This window comes from Achromobacter pulmonis (assembly GCF_902859765.1).
GTDB lineage: Bacteria > Pseudomonadota > Gammaproteobacteria > Burkholderiales > Burkholderiaceae_B > Achromobacter > Achromobacter pulmonis.
This window is the reverse complement of the sequence record NZ_CADIJV010000014.1, coordinates 109,003-127,981: the sequence shown is the minus strand read 5'-3', so window position 1 is coordinate 127,981 and position 18,979 is coordinate 109,003. Positions and strand designations below refer to the sequence as shown.

General features: G+C 68.8%; 18 protein-coding genes. 12 read left to right on the top strand and 6 right to left on the bottom strand.

What is annotated here, in order from left to right; translation table 11 throughout:
* Nucleotides 1-45 precede the first annotated feature (45 nt).
* Nucleotides 46-1,461, top strand: a complete 1,416-nt coding sequence (cysG, locus tag HV701_RS14125; RefSeq protein ID WP_175133639.1) for a siroheme synthase CysG — start codon at nucleotides 46-48, stop codon at nucleotides 1,459-1,461.
* Nucleotides 1,462-1,505: 44 nt separating this feature from the next.
* On the opposite strand, the gene upp is transcribed toward cysG, so the two are convergent.
* The 5 genes from upp to HV701_RS14100 form a co-directional block, all read right to left on the bottom strand.
* Nucleotides 1,506-2,144: a uracil phosphoribosyltransferase gene (gene upp / locus HV701_RS14120; RefSeq protein WP_175133638.1), complete on the bottom strand. Its 639-nt coding sequence runs from the start codon at nucleotides 2,142-2,144 to the stop codon at nucleotides 1,506-1,508.
* A 125-nt stretch (nucleotides 2,145-2,269) separates the two neighbouring features.
* The gene (gene dacB / locus HV701_RS14115; protein WP_175133657.1) at nucleotides 2,270-3,718 is read right to left on the bottom strand and encodes a D-alanyl-D-alanine carboxypeptidase/D-alanyl-D-alanine endopeptidase; all 1,449 of its coding nucleotides are present in this window, start codon (nucleotides 3,716-3,718) and stop codon (nucleotides 2,270-2,272) included.
* 111 nt (nucleotides 3,719-3,829) lie between these two features.
* Nucleotides 3,830-4,984: an ABC transporter substrate-binding protein gene (locus HV701_RS14110; protein WP_175133637.1), complete on the bottom strand. Its 1,155-nt coding sequence runs from the start codon at nucleotides 4,982-4,984 to the stop codon at nucleotides 3,830-3,832.
* Nucleotides 4,985-5,049: 65 nt separating this feature from the next.
* Nucleotides 5,050-5,553, bottom strand: a complete 504-nt coding sequence (locus tag HV701_RS14105) for a flavin reductase family protein (RefSeq protein WP_175133636.1) — start codon at nucleotides 5,551-5,553, stop codon at nucleotides 5,050-5,052.
* A gap of 23 nt (nucleotides 5,554-5,576) precedes the next feature.
* A complete protein-coding gene (locus HV701_RS14100) occupies nucleotides 5,577-6,590 on the bottom strand; it encodes an LLM class flavin-dependent oxidoreductase (RefSeq protein WP_175133635.1) in 1,014 nt (337 codons plus the stop codon).
* A gap of 120 nt (nucleotides 6,591-6,710) precedes the next feature.
* Between HV701_RS14100 and HV701_RS14095 the strand changes: the two genes are divergently transcribed.
* The 8 genes from HV701_RS14095 (at nucleotide 6,711) to HV701_RS14060 (ending at nucleotide 14,964) form a co-directional block, all read left to right on the top strand.
* Nucleotides 6,711-7,544, top strand: coding sequence for an IclR family transcriptional regulator (locus HV701_RS14095; protein ID WP_175133634.1), 834 nt, complete (start codon nucleotides 6,711-6,713; stop codon nucleotides 7,542-7,544).
* Between the two features lie 165 nt (nucleotides 7,545-7,709).
* Entirely contained in the window at nucleotides 7,710-8,765 is a 1,056-nt protein-coding gene (queA, locus tag HV701_RS14090; protein WP_175133633.1) for a tRNA preQ1(34) S-adenosylmethionine ribosyltransferase-isomerase QueA, read from the top strand.
* Nucleotides 8,762-9,898: a tRNA guanosine(34) transglycosylase Tgt gene (gene tgt, locus HV701_RS14085; RefSeq protein ID WP_175133632.1), complete on the top strand. Its 1,137-nt coding sequence runs from the start codon at nucleotides 8,762-8,764 to the stop codon at nucleotides 9,896-9,898. The genes queA and tgt overlap by 4 nt, the downstream gene beginning before the upstream one ends.
* 226 nt (nucleotides 9,899-10,124) lie before the next feature.
* Nucleotides 10,125-10,469, top strand: coding sequence for a preprotein translocase subunit YajC (gene yajC, locus HV701_RS14080; RefSeq protein ID WP_175133631.1), 345 nt, complete (start codon nucleotides 10,125-10,127; stop codon nucleotides 10,467-10,469).
* 117 nt (nucleotides 10,470-10,586) lie between these two features.
* On the top strand, nucleotides 10,587-12,467 hold the full coding sequence (secD, locus tag HV701_RS14075) for a protein translocase subunit SecD (RefSeq protein ID WP_175133630.1): 1,881 nt from the start codon (nucleotides 10,587-10,589) through the stop codon (nucleotides 12,465-12,467).
* Between the two features lie 51 nt (nucleotides 12,468-12,518).
* Nucleotides 12,519-13,454 carry a protein translocase subunit SecF gene (gene secF / locus HV701_RS14070; protein ID WP_175133629.1) on the top strand — a complete coding sequence of 312 codons (936 nt, stop codon included), beginning with the start codon at nucleotides 12,519-12,521 and terminating at the stop codon, nucleotides 13,452-13,454.
* Between the two features lie 88 nt (nucleotides 13,455-13,542).
* Entirely contained in the window at nucleotides 13,543-14,220 is a 678-nt protein-coding gene (locus HV701_RS14065) for a VOC family protein (protein WP_175133628.1), read from the top strand.
* A gap of 24 nt (nucleotides 14,221-14,244) precedes the next feature.
* Nucleotides 14,245-14,964, top strand: coding sequence for an alanyl-tRNA editing protein (locus HV701_RS14060; protein ID WP_175133627.1), 720 nt, complete (start codon nucleotides 14,245-14,247; stop codon nucleotides 14,962-14,964).
* Between the two features lie 98 nt (nucleotides 14,965-15,062).
* On the opposite strand, the gene HV701_RS14055 is transcribed toward HV701_RS14060, so the two are convergent.
* Nucleotides 15,063-15,821 carry a phosphatase PAP2 family protein gene (locus tag HV701_RS14055; protein WP_175133626.1) on the bottom strand — a complete coding sequence of 253 codons (759 nt, stop codon included), beginning with the start codon at nucleotides 15,819-15,821 and terminating at the stop codon, nucleotides 15,063-15,065.
* Nucleotides 15,822-15,986: 165 nt separating this feature from the next.
* On the opposite strand from HV701_RS14055, the gene miaB reads away from it, so the two are divergent.
* The 3 genes from miaB to ybeY are packed head-to-tail and all read left to right on the top strand — an operon-like array spanning nucleotide 15,987 to nucleotide 18,905.
* Nucleotides 15,987-17,420: a tRNA (N6-isopentenyl adenosine(37)-C2)-methylthiotransferase MiaB gene (gene miaB / locus HV701_RS14050; RefSeq protein ID WP_175133625.1), complete on the top strand. Its 1,434-nt coding sequence runs from the start codon at nucleotides 15,987-15,989 to the stop codon at nucleotides 17,418-17,420.
* Complete coding sequence (locus HV701_RS14045) at nucleotides 17,417-18,442, top strand: PhoH family protein (protein WP_175133624.1); 1,026 nt, start codon at nucleotides 17,417-17,419, stop codon at nucleotides 18,440-18,442. Before miaB ends, HV701_RS14045 begins: the two co-directional genes overlap by 4 nt.
* Complete coding sequence (gene ybeY / locus HV701_RS14040; RefSeq protein WP_175133623.1) at nucleotides 18,432-18,905, top strand: rRNA maturation RNase YbeY; 474 nt, start codon at nucleotides 18,432-18,434, stop codon at nucleotides 18,903-18,905. Before HV701_RS14045 ends, ybeY begins: the two co-directional genes overlap by 11 nt.
* Nucleotides 18,906-18,979: the final 74 nt, after the last annotated feature.

Sequence of the window (18,979 nt, the reverse complement as noted above, 5' to 3'; positions counted from 1 at the left end):
CCTATGATCGTTTGACCTTCTGCCGGGTGCGCCCGAGGCTGCTTGATGAAGCTATTCCCGTTTTTTGCCGACCTGAAAGACCGGCCCGTGCTGGTCGTGGGCGGTGGCGCGGTGGCCGAGCGCAAGACGCTCGCGCTGCTGCAAGCCCAAGCCGCCGTGGCCGTGGGCGCCCCCGAACTGACAGCGCCCCTGGCCGCCCTGGCGGCCGAGGGCCGCATCCGCCACCTGCCCGGCCGCTTCGATCCGGCCTGGCTGGACGGCGCCTGGCTGGTGGTGGCCGCCACCGATGACCGCGACGTCAACGCCAGCGTATCCGAGGCCGCCGCGAGCCGCCGGCTCTTCTGCAACGTGGTGGACGACCCCGCGCTGTCTTCGTTCCAGGTGCCGTCCATCGTCGACCGCTCGCCGGTGATCGTGGCCATTTCGTCGTCGGGCGTGGCGCCGGTATTGGCGCGGCGCCTGCGCGAGCGCATCGAATCGCTGTTCGACCACAGCCTGGGCCAGTTGGCCGCCCTGGCCGAACGCTACCGCGTCCGCATCCGCGCCGGCCATCCCGACCTGGGCGCGCGGCGCCGTTTCTACGATTGGCTGCTGGACGGCCCGGTGGCTGGCCTGCTGCGCCAACAGCGGCCCGAAGCCGCTGCCGCCGCCCTGGACACGGCGCTGGAGCGGCCGCTGGCGCCGGCCGAAGGCAGCGTGGTGCTGGTGGGCGCCGGCCCCGGCGATCCCGGGCTGCTGACCTTGAAGGCGCTGCGGGCGCTGAATGAAGCCGACGTGATCCTGTACGACCGCCTGGTCAGCGATGAGGTCATGACACTGGCGCGCCGCGACGCCGAGCGCATCGCGGTGGGCAAACTGCCCGGCGAGGACCATCACGCCACGCAGGCGCGCATCCACGCCCTGCTGGTCGAACACGCCCACGCCGGCCGCCGCGTGGTGCGCCTGAAGGGCGGCGACGCCTTCATCTTCGGCCGGGGCGGCGAGGAACTGGAACACCTGCGCGCGCACGGCGTACGCTACGAAGTCGTGCCCGGCATCACCGCCGCGCTGGCCTGCGCCGCCTATGCCGGCATTCCGCTGACCCACCGGCAGCACGCGCAGTCGGTGCGCCTGGTTACGGCGCACTGCCGCGAAGACGAGGACAACCTGGATTGGCCGGCGCTGGCGCGCGAGCGGCAGACGCTGGCGTTCTACATGGGCGTGGGCCAGTTGGAACGGCTGACGCAGCGGCTGATCCAGCATGGCCGCGCGCCGGATACCCCGTTCGCGCTGGTCGAGAACGGCAGCCGCCCCGGCCAACGGGTGCTGTCGGGCCCGCTGCGCGACCTGCCGCAACTGGCGCGGGCCCATGCCATACGCTCGCCCGCCCTGCTGATCGTGGGCGAGGTGGCCGGGCTGGCGCAATCCCTGCATTGGTTCGGCGAGCACCTGGAAGGCGCGCCGCAAAGACTGGCGGCGTAGCGGCCGGCGCCGCCGGGCCCGGGCCGCATCGCCCGGGCGGGATGTCAGTCGGTCTTCTGCGTGGTGCCGAAAATGCGGTCGCCTGCATCGCCCAGGCCCGGCATGATGTAGCCGTGCTCGTTCAGGCCATCGTCGATCGACGCCGTATAGATCTGCACATCGGGGTGCTTGGACAGCACCGCGTCGATGCCGACGGGCGCCGCCACCAGCACCAGCGCGCGGATTTCCTTGCAGCCGGCGCGCTTGAGCAGGTCGATGGCCGCAACCATCGAACCGCCGGTGGCCAGCATCGGATCGACGATCAGCGCCAGGCGCTGGTCGAGCTCGCCCACCAGGCGCTCCAGGTAAGTGTGGGCTTCCAGGGTCTCTTCATTGCGGGCCACGCCCACCACGCTGACCTTGGCGCCGGGAATCAGGCTGAGCACGCCGTCCAGCATGCCGATGCCGGCGCGCAGGATCGGCACCACGGTGACCTTCTTGCCGGCGATCTTCTCGACCTGCACCGGGCCGCACCAGCCTTCGACCGTGGCGGGCGCCAGCGGCAGGTCCTTGGACGCTTCGTAGGTGAGCAACGCGCCCACTTCCTGCGACAGTTCACGGAAGCTCTTGGTACTGAGGTCGGCGCGCCGCATGATCCCGAGCTTGTGGCGGATCAGCGGATGGCGGATTTCGTGCACGGGCATGTGCGTAAATCTCCAGGATTATTGATAGACAGGGGTGTTCGCCTCAGGCGCGCCGCCACGGACATGGCGCGCGCCTGGGAATCGTAATCGGTTTGGCGGGCGGGTGCAGCGGGCGGCGTCAACCTTTATTGTTCGGCCAGCCAGGCAATCAGGGCGTCATCGAAAGCGCGCACCGCGCCGGCCTGCTCGTGGTTGACGATGCTGACCACCACGTAGCGCTTGCCGCTGGCGCCCAGCACATAGCCGGCGATCGCGCGCACGTCGCGCAGCGATCCGGTCTTCAGGTGGGCCATGCCAAGCGTGCCTTCGCCCTTCATGCGGCGGCGCACGGTGCCGTCGACGCCGGCGATCGCCAGCGACGCAATGTACTCCGGCATCACTGGCGAGCTCCAGGCCAGGGTCAGCATCGACGCCAGGCTGTCGGCCGACACTCGCGCCTCGCGCGACAGCCCGGCGCCGTTGTCGATCACCAGTTCCGGCATGTCCAGGCCCTGCCGGGCCAGCAGGCTCTTGGCCACGCCGCCGCTGCTGGCCACCGTGGCCGGGCGGCGCCCGCGCTCGGCGCCCAGGGTCAGCAGCAGCGTGCGCGCCATGACATTGTTGCTGCGCTTGTTGATCTGACGGATGACCTCGGCCAGGGTCGGCGAATCATGCGAGGCCAGCACCACGGCATCGCCCGGCACCACGCCGGAACGCACCTGGCCCTTGAACGTGCCGCCCAGCTCCTTCCACAACAGGCGGAACAGCTCGGTAGCGTAGTCGGTCTGCGACAGCGCCAGCCGGTACAGGTCGAACTCCCCGCAGGAGCCGGCCACCTTGCCGCCGATGCGCAGGGTGACGCCCTGCTGGGTGATGACAGGATCGGTCGACACCACCGGCGCGCCCGGGCAACGGGCCTCGCTCCATTCGACCCGGCCTTCGATCTTCAGGCCGGGCAGCGGCGGGTCGATCAGCGGCACCCATTTGTTGGCGACGGGGTCGGGGGTGAACAGGATGCGCACGGCGCCGAAGCCCACCATCAGCGCATCGGGACTGGCGTTGTAGGCCCGGTCGGGGGCCCCGTCGAAGGCGCCGGGGTCGGTGGCGACCTGGCCGAAGATGCTGCGGTCGATCACCAGGTCATTGATCTGCTTGACGCCACGCAGACGCAGCTCGCGCAGCAGCACCCACAGGTCCTGCATCAGGAATTGCGGATCGCCGCCGGCGCGCAGGTAGAGCGGTCCGGGCAGCACGCCCTTGGCGTCGGGGCGGGCGCCGGGCTCGGTCATGAAGGCGGTGCGCCAGACATAGTTCGGCCCCAGCTCGGACAGCGCCGCCCAGGTCGTGACCAGCTTCATCACCGAGGCCGGGTTGCGCGCTTCCTTGGCGTTCAGGGCCGCCAGCCGTGGCCCGCCGACTTCCTGCACCACCAGCGACAGCGCGCTGTCCGGCAGCTTGCTGGCCTTCCAGGCATTGACCACGCTGGGCGGCAGGCCCGGCACCTGGGCGCAGGCGGCGCCGGCCGCCAGGGCCAGCAGTCCACCGGCCAGCCATTGCCACAGCCCGCCCACACGCTTTTTCCCTAGTCCCGTCATGCCCTGTCCACCCGGTTGCTCGTCCTGCAAAACCGTGAGCATACAAAACCTGGGACGGTTACGGGCGACGGCGCCTGCCGCAAGCGCGCGCCGGCCGCCCCGTCGGCGCCGCTACGGTTGCAGTTTCCACTTGCCGCCGGCCACCGTGGCCATGACCAACGCGCGTTCGTCCAGGCCGTTGTGGTCGGTGGGACTCATATTGACCACGCCGGTGGCGGTCGGCAGGTTCTTGACGTTTTCCAGCGCATCGCGCAGCGCCGCGCGGAATTCCGGGGTGCCTGGCTTGGCCACCTTGAGCGCCGCCGGCACCGCCTGCTGCAACAACAGGCCGATATCCCAGGTATAGGCGGCGAACAGCGAAACGCTGCCCGCGCCGTTGGCGGCCTCGTACTTTTTCACGAATGCCTGCGCCGTGGCCTTGACCGGATGGGTGTCGGGCAGCAGGCCGGCCACCATCACCGGCCCCACCGGCACCCAGGCGCCGTCGCAGGCCGCGCCGCAGACGCGCAGGAAATCGTTGTTGGCCACGCCGTGGTTGAAGTAGATCTTGCCCTTGTAGCCGCGTTCGCGCAGCGCCCGCGCCGGCATCGCCGCCGGCGTGCCGGAGGCGCCCACCACCACGGCATCGGGCGCGGCGCCCACCAGTTTCAGGGTCTGCGCCACCGCCGAGGTATCGGTCGGAGCGAAGCTCTCCTTGCCGACGATCTCGATGCCGTGCCGCTTGGCGGCCTTTTCCACTTCCACCCAGAAGGTCTCGCCCAGGGCGTTGTTGAAACCGATGAAGGCCAGCTTCTTGACGCCGTTGGCGGCGGCATGGCGGGCGATGCCCTCGGCCATCAGCGAGTCGGAATGCGGCGTCTTGAAGATCCAGCGGCGCTTGTCGTCCACCGGGTCGATCAGGCGCGCCGACGACGCCAGCGTGATCACCGGCGTGGCGCCGCTGGCCACGGTGTCCAGCATGGCCATGGTGTTGGGCGTGGTGGACGAACCGATGATCAGGTCGACCTGGTTTTCCGAGATCAGCTTGTGCGAATTGCTGACCGCGCGGGTGGTGTCGGAGGCGTCGTCCAGCACCACGTATTCGACCTTGGCGCCACCGATCTCGGTGGGCAGCAGGCTGATGGTGTTGCGTTCGGGAATGCCCAGCGAGGCCTGGGGACCTGTGGTGGACAGGGTGGCGCCGATCTTCACCTGCGCCAGCGCGGGCGCGGCGCCCGCGACCAGCAGGGCCGCCAACGCGGCCGTCAACGTGCTACGAGGGGTCATGCGGTATCTCCTTTGGGGCGCGGATATCGTTATGCGTCTTGCCGATCCGCTACGGCGTAATAGGGTTATACGACGGGATCCTCCCCGTGCGACAGGAAGGCGCCCTCATGGAAAACCAGGGCGCCGCCGTGATCGTCCGGCGCGTGCAGGCGCCGCACTTCGCCAATCAGCACGGCATGGTCGCCCACCTCCAGCACCTGGCGGGTGACGCATTCGAAGCGGGCGGCGCAATCGTCGAACACGGGAATGCCGTCCTCGGTGGCGTACCAGTCCAACCCCGCGTAGCGGTCGGCCACCGGTTGCGAGAACACCCGCGCCAGGTCGCGCTGCGGCGCCGCCAGCACATGGATGGCGAAGCCACCCCGGGTGGTGAAGTCGGCGTAGTGGATGCTGGCCCGGCGCAGGCTCCACAGCACCAGCGGCGGCGTCAGCGACACGGGGGCGAAGGAATTGACCGTCAGGCCGATCGGCCCGTCGGCGCCGGCGGCGGTCACCACCGTGACGCCGGTGGCGTAGCGTCCCAGCGCCCGGCGCAACTGGGCCGGACTGAGATCATGGCTGGCGCTCATGGCGGCTCCGTCGGGGCTCAGGGTCAGGCCGGCACCGCGCTGGCCCTGGCCACGCCCGACAGCGGCAGGGCCTCGGTCATCAACCGCTGCATCGAATCGAGCACCTGGTCCTGCGGCATCAGGCCGAAGTTGTGCAGGCTCATGACGTGGTCCAGGCCCATGTCGGCCAGCCGCGCCAGCTTGTCGGCCACGGTGCGGGCCGAGCCGAACAGCGACAGGCCGCTGGCAATGATGTCGTCGTAGACCTGCTTGCGCGCATACAGGCGGGTTTCCACGTACAGGTCGAAGGCGCGGGCGGCGCGCTCGCGGGCCTCGCCGTCGGTCGCGGCCACATGAGTGTGCAGCGCCACCGCCGCCATGCCGCTGGCGTCCTGGATGCCGGCCTCGGCCAGGCCGCGGCGGTAATCCTGCATCATCAGGCCGATCTCTTCGAAGTTGTCCACGGCGGCGTACGGCACGAACAGCATGCGGCGCCCCTGGCGACCGACGTGGTAGGCGGCCTCGCGGCGCAGAATGGCCACGTACACGGGCACCGGCTGCTGCACCGGCTGCACGTTCAGGCGCACCGCATCGATGCGGTTGAACTTGCCCTGGTGGCTGACGCGCTCGCCGGCCAGCAGGCGCTCGACCAGCATCAGGTTTTCGTCGAAGCGCTCGCGCTTGGCGGCCGGATCGACGCCGTAGCCCTCGAACTCGTGCTTCAGATAGCCCGAGCCCACGCCCAGCGACAGCCTGCCTTGCGAAAGCTGGTCCACCAGGGCATAGTTTTCGGCCACCGTGAGCGGGTTGTGGAAGGTCAGGATCGAGATGGCCGTGCCCAGCCGCAGCCGCGTCGTCTGCTGCGACAGCGCCGCCAGGAACACTGCCGGATTGGGCACCGCGCCGTATTCATGGAAGTGATGCTCGGCCACCCAAAAGGTGTCGTAGCCCAGTTGTTCGGCGCGGCGCGCCTGCTCCAGCACCTGGCCGTACAGTTGGCCCAGGCTGCGGGGCTGGTCGGGGTAATGGTCCTGCACCGAGAAGATGGACATCTTCATTGCTTGTCTCCGTCTTTGTCCGACCGTGCCGCCGGACCGATATCCGGCCCGGTTATTTGTCCGCCACGGCAGGCTGATGTATTTTTTAGTAATACACGTATTCTAATAAGAGACGAACTGATGTCAACAGAAAGCAGCACCGGTATCCAGTCGGCCGAAACCGCCCTGGACGTCCTGACCCGCCTGGCCGAGCTGGGCGGCGCCGTGTCGGTGTCGGAGCTGGGCCGCAGCCTGGACATGCCGCGCGCCAAGGCGCACCGCTACCTGGTCTCGCTGGAACGGCGCGGCTATGTCGAGCAGGACCCCGCCAGCGCCCGCTACCGGCTCGGGCCGCAGGCCTTGCACACCGGCCTGGCGGCGCTGGCCGAGGTGGATTTCGTCAAACTGGCGGCCGGCTGCCTGGAAGACCTGAGCGCGGCCATCGGCCAGACCGTCTTCATTTCAGTCTGGGGCCAGCATGGTCCCACCATCGTGCAATGGCGCGACGCGCGGCTGCCGGTGACGGTGAACGTGCGGGTCGGCTCGGTGCTGCCGCTGCTCAACAGCGCCACCGGGCGGGTCTTCGCGGCCTGGTCGCCGGAAGCGCTGGCATTGCCGCGCGCCCTGGCCGAATGGGACACCGCGCAGCGCCAGGGGGCCGACGCCGCGCGCCTGCTGGACGATCCCGCCGCTGACGGCCTGCCATTCGATCCGGCCGATCCCGCCGCCGCGCTGCGCGCGCGCTGGCAGGCGACGCGCCAGCGTGGCTACGCCAGCGTCAGCGGCCACCTGCTGCACGGCATCGACTCGGCCGCGTTGCCGGTGCTGGACGCCCAGGGCCAATTGGCCGGCGCGATCACCGGACTCGGGCTGCACGGCGGCTTCGACCTAACGCCGGACGGCGCGCCGCTGCGGGCGCTGACGGCGGCGGCGGCCGACTGCTCGCGCCGGCTCGGCTGGCGCGGCGGGCGCTGACCCGCCGTTCCGGGACGCGGTCCGGGCGCCGTTTTCGCCAGCCCCTTTACAATACGCAGTTGCCCAGAGCCGCCCCGACAGGTCCGGCTCGCTTTTTTGCCGCCGCCCAAGCCGGCGGCCCGGCGGCCGGCCCAGGCCGCGCCCGCCCCTGATACCGATACCCGCGTGCAAGCCCTTACCGTTTCCGATTTCGACTACGAGCTGCCTCCCGAGCTCATCGCGCAGACGCCCGCCGCCCAGCGCACGGGCAGCCGCCTGCTGCACCTGGACGCCGCCAGCCAGCTGCATGACCGTCAGTTCAGCGACCTGCAAGGGTTGCTGCGCCCCGGCGACCTGCTGGTGTTCAACGACACCCGCGTCATCAAGGCCCGCCTGGCCGGCCACAAGATCACCGGCGGCAAGGTTGAGGTGCTGGTCGAACGCATCACCGACACCGACCGCGCCCTGGCGCACGTGCGCGCCAGCAAGTCGCCCGGCGCCGGCATGGTGCTGCGGCTGGCCGACGCCTTCGACGCCACGGTGCTGGGCCGCGAGGGCGAGCTGTTCGACATCCGCTTCCCCGGCCCGGTGCTGGAATTGCTGGACGCGCATGGCGCCACCCCGCTGCCGCCCTACATCACGCACGCCGCCGATGCCGGCGACGACGACCGCTACCAGACCGTCTACGCCCGCGAACCGGGCGCCGTGGCCGCGCCGACCGCCGGCCTGCACTTCGACCAGGCCACCCTGGACCGCCTCGCGGACCTGGGCGTGGCGCGCGCCTTCGTCACGCTGCACGTGGGCGCCGGCACCTTCCAGCCAGTGCGCGTGGACAACCTGGCCGACCACATCATGCACGCCGAATGGTTCACCGTGCCGCAGGCCACGGTGGACGCCATCGGCGCCGCCCGCGCCCGCGGCGGCCGCGTCATCGCGGTCGGCACCACCAGCGTGCGCGCCCTGGAATCGGCCGCCGCCCAAACCGAGGGCCGCACCGCTCCCGGCCTGGCGCTGGCCGCCGCGCAGGGCGACACGCGCCTGTTCATCACCCCTGGCTACCAGTACCGCGTCATCGACGCCCTGGTCACCAACTTCCACCTGCCCCAGTCGACCCTGCTGATGCTGGTGTCGGCGCTGGCCGGCGTCGAGCCGATCCGCCGCGCCTACGCCCACGCCGTCGCCCAGCGCTACCGCTTCTTCAGCTACGGCGACGCCATGTTCATCGAATCCCCCGCCCCATGACCGGACTGAATTTCGAACTGCTCGCCACCGACGGCGGCGCCCGCCGCGGCCGCATCACGCTCAACCACGGCGTGGTGGAAACGCCCATCTTCATGCCCGTGGGCACCTATGGCAGCGTCAAGGCGATGATGCCGCACGAGCTCAAGGACATCGGCGCGCAGATCGTGCTGGGCAACACCTTCCACCTGTGGCTGCGCCCGGGCACGGAAATCATGGAAAAGCATGGCGGCCTGCACGGCTTCATGCAGTGGGACAAGCCGATCCTGACCGATTCGGGCGGCTTCCAGGTGTTCAGCCTGCAGGGCATGCGCAAGATCACCGAGGAAGGCGTGAAGTTCGCCTCGCCCATCGACGGCGCCCGCCTGTTCCTGACGCCCGAGGAATCGATGCGCATCCAGCGCTCGCTGAACTCGGACATCGTCATGGTGTTCGACGAGTGCACGCCCTACGAGATCGACGGCCGCCCCGCCACCGTCGAGGAAGCGGCCCGCTCGATGCGCATGTCGCTGCGCTGGGCGCGCCGCTCGCGCGAGGAATTCGACCGGCTGCAAAACCCCAACGCGCTGTTCGGCATCGTCCAGGGCGGCATGTACGAATCGCTGCGCGACGAATCCCTGGCCGGCCTGCAGGACATCGGTTTCCACGGCTACGCCATCGGCGGCCTGTCGGTGGGCGAGCCCAAGGAAGACATGATGCGCATCCTGGCGCACGTCACGCCCAAGCTGCCGGCCCAGGCGCCGCGCTACCTGATGGGCGTGGGTACGCCGGAAGACCTGGTCGAGGGCGTGAGCCGCGGCGTCGACATGTTCGACTGCGTCATGCCGACCCGCAACGCCCGCAACGGCTGGCTGTTCACCCGCTTCGGCGACGTCAAGATCCGCAACGCCAAGTACCGCGACGACACCCGTCCGCTGGACCCGAGCTGCGCCTGCCACACCTGCGCCCACTTCTCGCGCGCCTACCTGCATCACCTGCAACGCGCCAACGAGATCACCGGCGCGCGCCTGAACACGCTGCACAACCTGCACTTCTACCTGACCATCATGAAGGAAATGCGCGAGGCCATCGCCGAGGGCCGCTTCGACGCCTGGCGCGCGCAGTTCGCGGCCGACCGGGCGCGCGGGGTCGACTAGCGCGGGGCCGGCGCCGGCGGACCTAGTGAAAACCACGAGACCGCCGGGGCTTTTTATTTGGCGATCCGCCCCCATCACTGCGCACAGGCCATGACTGGTAGCCCGGAATAACCTCGCTACAATAGTCGGCTTGCCCTTCCATGGCTCGCGCGGGGATGGGCACAGAACAAGATCGTCGACAGCACGATACAAACAAACCCAAACAGACTAAACGCAGGAGAATTACATGTCCGCTATCGATACCGCCAGCCTTGTCGTGGCCCAGGCCGCCGCCCCCGAAGGCAATGCGCTGATGGGCATGCTGCCCATCATCCTGATGTTCGTGATCCTCTATTTCCTGATGATCCGTCCCCAGATGAAGCGCCAAAAGGAACACCGCAACCTGATCGCCGCCCTGGCCAAGGGCGACGAAGTCGTCACCGCCGGCGGCATGCTGGGCAAGGTCACCAAGGTGAACGACAGCTACGTTACCGTCGAAGTCTCGGAACTGGCCGACAAGCCGGTCGAGGTCATCATGCAGAAGTCGTCGGTGTCGACGGTGCTGCCCAAGGGAACCATCAAGGCCCTGTAAGCGTCCCACAGGAGCTCCGCCACCGGGCCCCGGGGTCCGGGGCGGCAGCCGCCCCGCCGTCCGTCGCGCCAGCTGCCCGGGCGGCCTTTTCTCCACTCTTACATGACGTAGCCGGCAATGAACCGCTATCCCCTCTGGAAGTACATTACGGTCCTGATTGCGGTCCTCATCGGCCTGCTGTATACGCTTCCCAATTTCTACGGCGAGTCGCCCGCCGTCCAGGTCTCCAGCGCCAAGGCCACCATCAAGGTGGACCCGGCCATGCGCGACCGGGTCGAGCAGGTACTGGCCGACGCCAAGATCCCCAACGACGGGGTCTACTACGAACAGAACGGCACGCTCGGCACCGTGCGCGCCCGCTTCTCCTCGACCGACCTGCAACTGCAGGCGCGCGACCTGATCGACAAATCCCTCAACACGGTGCAGGGCGACCCGCACTACACCGTGGCGCTGAACCTGCTGCCGGCCTCGCCCGCCTGGATGCGCGCGATGGGCTGGTTCGAGCCCAAGCCCATGTACCTGGGCCTGGACCTGCGCGGCGGCGTGCACTTCCTGCTGCAAGTCGACATGCAGGGCGCCCTGACCGCCCGTTACGACTCGCTGGCCGCCGACGTGCGCTCGGTGCTGCGCGACCAGAAGGTCAATGTGGCCGGGGTCGAGCGTTCCGGCATGAGCGTGGCCGCCACCTTCGCCAACGCCCAGGACCGTGACCGCGCCATCGCCGCCTTGCGCAGCCGCCTGCCCGACCTCGAATTCACCGAAAGCGAGGAAAATGGCAAGCTGCTGCTGATGGGCGCGCTGAACCCGGCCGCCGTCACGCGCGTGCAGGACTCCGCGCTCAAGCAGAACATCAGCACGCTGCACAACCGCATCAACGAACTGGGCGTGGCCGAGCCGGTCATCCAGCAGCAGGGATCGGACCGCATCGTGGTCCAACTGCCCGGCGTGCAGGACGTGGCCAAGGCCAAGGAACTGCTGGGCCGCACCGCCACCCTCGAAATCCGCATGGTCGACGATTCTCCGGCCGCCCAAGCCGCGCTGCTGGGCGGCACGGTGCCGTTCGGCCTGGAGCGCTATTCCGACCGCGACGGCCGCCCGATCCTGGTGCGCCGCCAGGTGCTGCTGACCGGTGAAAACCTGCAGGATGCCCAACCCGGCCGCGATTCCCAGACCCAACAGGCCGCCGTGCACCTGACCCTGGATTCCAAGGGCGCACGCATCTTCCGCGACGTCACCCGCGACAACATCGGCAAGCGCATGGCCATCCTGCTGTTCGAGAACGGCAAGGGCGAAGTGGTCACGGCCCCGGTCATCCGCAGCGAAATCGCCGGCGGCCAGGTGCAGATCTCGGGCAGCATGACCTCCGAGGAAGCCGCCGACACCGCCCTGCTGCTGCGCGCCGGCGCGCTGGCCGCGCCGATGTCGATCATCGAGGAACGCACCATCGGCCCCAGCCTGGGCGCCGACAACATCTCGAAGGGCTTCCATTCGACCCTGTACGGCTTCATCGGCATCGCCATCTTCATCATCGTCTACTACCACCTGTTCGGCGTGTTCTCCACGATCGGCCTGACCTTCAACGTGCTGCTGCTGCTGGCGCTGCTGTCGATGCTGCAGGCCACGCTGACGCTGCCGGGCATCGCGGCCATCGCGCTGACACTGGGCATGGCGATCGACTCGAACGTGCTGATCAACGAGCGGATACGCGAGGAACTGCGCAACGGGGCTTCGCCCCAGCAGGCCATCCACCATGGCTTCGAGCGCGCCTGGGGCACGATTCTCGACTCCAACCTCACCACGCTGATTGTCGGCCTGGCCCTGCTGGCATTCGGTTCGGGCCCGATCCGCGGTTTCGCGGTGGTCCATTGCCTGGGCATCCTGACCTCGATGTTCTCGTCGGTCGTGGGCGTGCGCGCGCTGGCCAACCTCTGGTACGGCCGCAAGAAGAAACTCACGTCGATCTCCATCGGCGAAGTCTGGAAGCCGAAGACCAACTGAACATGGACACGGGCGGCCACGCCGCCCGTCACCGACTAGCCAGGGCAAAAAATGGAATTTTTCCGGATCCACCGCACCATCCCGTTCATGCGCCACGCGCTGGTGCTGAACATCATCAGCCTCGTCACCTTCGTGGCGGCGGTCTTTTTCATCATCACGCGCGGCTTCCACCTGTCGATCGAATTCACCGGCGGCACGGTCATGGAGGTCAACTACGCCCAGACCGCGCAGCTCGAAAGCGTGCGCGGTGTGGTCTCGAAGCTGGGCTACACCGACTTCCAGGTGCAGAACTTCGGCACCTCGCACGACGTCATGATCCGCCTGCCCCTGCAGGAAGGCCAGACGTCCGCCACCCAGAGCGAAACCGTCCTGTCCGCGCTCAAAGCCGCGGACCAGGGCGTGGAACTGCGCCGCGTCGAGTTCGTCGGTCCGCAGGTGGGCCAGGAACTGCTGCACAACGGCCTGATGGCGTTGCTGATGGTGGTCATCGGCATCATGATCTACCTGGGCTTCCGTTTCGAATGGAAGTTCGCCGTGGCCGGCGTGCTCGCCAACCTGCACGACGTGGTGATCATCCTGGGCTTCTTCGCCTTCTTCCAGTGGGAATTCTCGCTGTCGGTGCTGGCCGGCGTGCTGGCGGTGCTGGGCTACTCGGTGAACGAATCCGTGGTCATCATGGACCGGATCCGCGAGAACTTCCGCAAGTACCGCAAGGCGAACGTGCAGGAAGTCATCAACAGCGCGATCACCCAGACCATCTCGCGCACCATCATCACCCACGGTTCGACCCAGATGATGGTGCTGGCCATGCTGTTCTTCGGCGGCCCCACCCTGCATTACTTCGCCCTGGCCCTGACCATCGGCATCTGGTTCGGCATCTACTCGTCGGTGTTCGTCGCCGCCGCGCTGGCCATGTGGATGGGCGTCAAGCGCGAAGATCTGATCAAGCCGGTCAAGAAGGAAGGCGAGGAAGGCGAGGTCGCCTGAGTCGTTTCCTGGCCCCGACAACCCGCCCATCGTGGCGGGTTTTTTCATGCGCGCACGGTACTGCTCCCGTATTCGCTACCATAGCGCCATGAATCTCGTCCTCGATCATCTCGTTGTCGCCGCCGCGGACCTGGACAGCGGCACCCGCCACGTGGCCGACCTGCTGGGCATCGCGCCCGCCGGCGGTGGCGCGCACCCGCGCATGGGCACCCACAACCGTGTGCTCGGCCTGGCCGATGGCGCGTACCTGGAAGTGATCGCCATCGACCCGGATGCGCCCGCGCCAGACCGGCCGCGCTGGTTCGGGCTGGACCAACCGGCGATGCGCGCGCGGCTGGCCGAGGGGCCGTTCCTGGCCCATTGGGCGGCGCGCGTCGAAGCGCCGGACGACCTGAGCGCGCTGAGCGCGCGCCACCCGGCGCGCATCGCGCCGGCCATCGCCATGACGCGCGGCGACCTGCGCTGGCGGCTTACCGTGCCCGATGACGGCAACCTGCCGGCCTGGCGCGAGCACGGCGAAGCGGCCGGCGACGGCCTGCTGCCGACGCTGATCCAATGGGATGTGGACGCCTATCCTGGCGTGAGCCTGACGCGCCAGCCGCTGACCCTGCTGTCGCTGACCGGCACCCATCCGCGCGCGGCGCTGCTGCGCCAGGGGCTGGCCTGGCTGGGCGCCGGCCACCTCATCAGCGTCGAACAGGACGACGGACCGCCACGCCTGCGCGCCGCCATCGAAACCCGCCAGGGCGTCCGCATCCTGGCCTGACCCCCAACAACAACGGAGACCTCCATGACCGCGACCCACAAGCGCTTCGACGACGCCCCCTACCAGCAAGCGTGCGACGCCACCGTCATCGCCGTCGGCGCCGATGGCATCGAACTGGACCAGACCGTCTGCTACGCCCGTAGCGGCGGCCAGGCGGGCGACAGCGGCACGCTGACCCTGCCCGACGGCCGGGTGCTGGCGCTGGCCGACACGGTCTACGCCGATGACCGCCAACGCATCGTGCATGTGCTGGCCGAGGGCGTGGCCGCGCCCCAGGTGGGCGAGCGCGTCACGGTAGCCGTCGACTGGCCGCGGCGCCACCGGCTGATGCGCCTGCACACCTGCCTGCATCTGCTGGGTTCGCTGGTGCCCGCCCCGGTCACCGGCTGCAGCATTTCGCCCGATTCGGCGCGCATCGATTTCGACCTGCCCGAATCGACCCTGGACAAGGCCGACCTGACCGAGCGTCTGAACGCGCTGATCACGGCCGGCACGGACGTCACCGTCAACGCCATCACGCCCGAGGAACTGGCGGCGCAGCCGGACCTGGTGCGCACCATCGGCGCGGCGCCGCCGGCGGGCGCCGAGCGTATCCGCATCATCGAGATTCCCGGCGTGGATCGCCAGCCCTGTGGCGGCACGCACGTGGCCAACACCGGCGAGATTGGCCGGGTGACCGTCACCAAGATCGAAAAGAAGAGCCGCACCAACCGCCGCGTGGTGGTGGCGTTCGCGCCGGCCTGACCCGACCGGCGCGAGCCAGGCCCGCCCGTCCATCGTCCCCCGGAGATCGGGCCGTCAGGCGCTCAAGCCGAAGGCCTACACCCGGCATTGCGCCGGGTTCAGCCCTTGCGCCACCAGCGCCACGGCGCGCGCAGCGGCCACTGATACTTGCTACCGAGCACGCGCGGCGCCAGTAAATGCCCGACCGCGATGGCGATCGCGGCGGCGGTGAGCACGTCGGACAGGTAATGATCCAGGTTGATCAGGCGGCTGGTGGCGACCAGCGCGGCCAGCGACAGGAAGGCCCAGCGCCAGCGCGGCGCCAGGATGCCCAGCACCACCGCCACTGCGAAGGCCGCATAGGTGTGGCTGGAAGGAAAGGAATTGAACTGGTTGGCGCGCGAGAACGATTCGCCCAGCCCGTAGATTCCCTTCTCGAAGAACAGCTCAGGGCGCGCGCGCGCCACCGAGCGCTTGAGCGCCAGCACCACCAGCCCGCCCACCGCCATGGTCGACAACATCAGCAGGCTGCCGCGCGCCATGCTGGCGTAGCTCATGCGCACCGGATTGCGCCAGCCGCGCGCCAGGCCCACCAGGCCAATGATGTAGAACGCCAGCGCCACGCCGATGTAGCGGCCGCTTTCGCCCATTTCCCCGATCCATTCGAATGAGGTGTTGACGCCGTCGCTGACCGATTGCCGGATCCAGATCGCCAGCGGCAGATCCACCCACAGGGCACAGACCGCGGCCACCACGGCCACGCCGAGTCCGGCCAGCAGCCAGGCCCGGGTCGACAGCGGATTGCGGAACGCGTCCGGCGCCGCCGCGGCGCCCGGCGCCAGCGCGGCCCGCGGGGGAAGAGAAGGATTCGTCGTCATCGAACCGGTCGCGTAAAGATAATTGTTCTCGGCCGGGGAGTCGGCCAAGGCCAGCTATCGTAACCCTGCATTGCTTCTCCATGAAGGAAATTTGCAGCAAGGGGTAAAATCCCGCTTTTCCCCTCTCCTCTGCCCCCGGGATCTACACCCGTCACGGCGACCGACATGCAAGAAACTTCCCTCAAGCGCGTGCCCCACGCGCAAGACGGCGCTGCCGCCGTCCCGCCCGCCCCCGCCACCGGCGCTCCCCGCAAGCTGTACATCCGCACCTTCGGCTGCCAGATGAACGAGTACGACTCGGACAAGATGGCCGACGTGCTGCGCGGCGACCAGGGCCTGGAGCTGACCGACAACCCGGAAGACGCCGACGTCATCCTGTTCAACACCTGTTCGGTGCGCGAGAAGGCGCAGGAAAAGGTCTTTTCCGACCTGGGCCGCGTGCAGCACCTGAAAAAGACCAACCCGAACCTGGTGATCGGCGTGGGCGGCTGCGTCGCCAGCCAGGAAGGCGAGGCCATCGTCAAGCGCGCGCCCTATGTGGACGTGGTGTTCGGCCCGCAGACCCTGCACCGCCTGCCCGACCTGATCCAGCGCCGCCGCGCCGAGGGCCGCTCGCAGGTCGACATCAGCTTCCCCGAGATCGAGAAGTTCGACAACATGCCGCCGCCGCGGGTCGAAGGCGCCACCGCCTTCGTCTCGATCATGGAAGGCTGTAGCAAATACTGCAGCTTCTGTGTCGTGCCCTACACGCGCGGCGAGGAAGTCTCGCGGCCGTTCGACGACGTGCTGGTCGAAGTGGCCGACCTGGCCGACCAGGGCGTCAAGGAAGTGACGCTGCTGGGCCAGAACGTCAACGCCTACCGCGGCCGCATGAGCGACAGCGACGAGATCGCCGATTTCGCCATGCTGCTGGAATACGTGCACGAGATCCCCGGCATCGAGCGCATCCGCTACACCACCTCGCACCCCAAGGAAATGACCCAGCGCATGGTGGATGCCTACGCCCGCCTGCCCAAGCTGGTGTCGTTCCTGCACCTGCCGGTGCAGGCCGGCAGCGACCGCGTGCTGGCGGCCATGAAGCGCGGTTACACCACCCTGGAATTCAAGTCGGTGGTGCGCCGCCTGCGCGCCGCGCGCCCCAACCTGACACTGTCGTCCGACTTCATCGTCGGCTTCCCCGGCGAAACCGAGGAAGACTTCGAAAAAACCATGAAGCTGATCGAGGACGTCGGCTTCGACACCTCGTTCTCGTTCGTCTACTCGCGCCGCCCCGGCACGCCGGCCGCCGACCTGCACGACGACACCCCGCAGGACGTCAAGCTGCGCCGCCTGCAGCGGCTGCAGGCGCTGATCAACGAGCAGGCCGCCGCCATCGCCCGCAACATGATCGGCACCCGCCAGCGCCTGCTGGTCGAAGGCCCCTCGCGGCGCGACCCGAACGAGCTGATGGGCCGCACCGAGAACAACCGCATCGTCAACTTCGCCGCGCCCGCGCGGCTCATCGGACAGATGGTCGACGTCATCATCACCGACGCGCACACCAATTCGCTGCGCGCCCGGGTGGCCGACATCGACCGCGACTCCCAAGAGGCCGAATGACCACTTCCCGCCCCCGCGCCCGCCGCCCCCTGCCCGCCGTCGTCGTCCTGGACGGCGACAACACCCACCTGGCCAATCTGTGCGGCCCGCTGGACGAGAACCTGCGCCAACTGGCCGACGGCATGGGCGTGCAGCTCGCGCGCCGCGGCAGCCGCGTCACCATCGAAGGCGAGCGGGCGGAGCTGGCCGGACGCGTGCTGCGCCGCTTCCATGAGCAGGCCGTGCACCGCGCCCTGTCGGTCGACGACATCCAGCTGGGGCTGGTCGAGATCGGCATCGGCCGCCAGGAAGACAAGCTGCAGGAAGCGCCCGCCCGCGAGGCCGAGCCGCTGCCCGCGCTGGACGACGACAGCGATGCCATCGCCCTGCGCACCAAGCGCAGCGACCTGCGTCCGCGCACCCCGCGCCAGCGCGACTACCTGAACAACATCCTCAAGCACGACATCACCTTCGGCGTGGGCCCGGCCGGCACCGGCAAGACCTGGCTGGCGGTGGCCTGCGCCATCGACGCGATGGAACGCGACACGGTGCAGCGCCTGGTGCTGACGCGCCCGGCGGTCGAGGCCGGCGAGCGCCTGGGCTTCCTGCCCGGCGACCTGGCGCAGAAGGTCGATCCCTACCTGCGCCCGCTGTACGACGCCCTGTACGACCTGATGGGCTTCGAGAAGGTGCAGCGCCTGTTCGAGAAGCAGACCATCGAGATCGCCCCCTTGGCCTACATGCGCGGCCGCACCCTGAACCACGCCTTCGTCATCCTGGACGAGGCGCAGAACACCACGCCGGAGCAGATGAAGATGTTCCTGACGCGCATCGGCTTCGGCAGCAAGGCCGTCATCACCGGCGACCCCTCGCAGGTGGACCTGCCGCGCGGCCAGGAAAGCGGCCTGGCGCACGCCGTGAAGGTACTGCACGAGGTGCAGGGCATCGCCACCACCCGCTTCACCAGCCGCGACGTGGTGCGCCATCCGCTGGTGGCGCGCATCGTCGATGCCTACGACCGGGCCGAGGAAAATGGCGCCTGAACTGTCCCTGTCCGTCCAGTACGGAGTCGATGAACCCCGCCTGCCGCGCTGGCGCCTGCGGCGCTGGGCCGAGCGCGCGCTGGCCGCCGCGGCCGAGGACGGCCTGGTGGACTTCACCGCCGCCGAACTCAGCCTGCGCCTGGTGGGCGCGGCCGAAGGGCGCCGCCTGAACCGCGATTTCCGCCAGCGCGACTACGCGACCAACGTGCTGACGTTCGAGTATGGCGTGGACCCGCTGGGCGTGGCGCGCGGCGACATCGTGATGTGCGTGCCGGTGCTGGTGCGCGAAGCGCGCGAGCAACGCAAGGCGCTGCTCGACCATGCCGCTCACCTGACGCTGCACGGCGTGCTGCACTCGCTCGGCTACGACCACATCAAGGCGCGCGACGCCCGCCGCATGGAGGCGCTGGAAACCGCCACGCTGGCCCGCATGGGCATCGCCGACCCCTATACCGCCGCCTGACCGGGAGGCTTGGGGTCAACCCTGAGCAATCGGCGCGAAATGGCGTCCAGCAAGGCGCAGATCGCGTCGGTTGG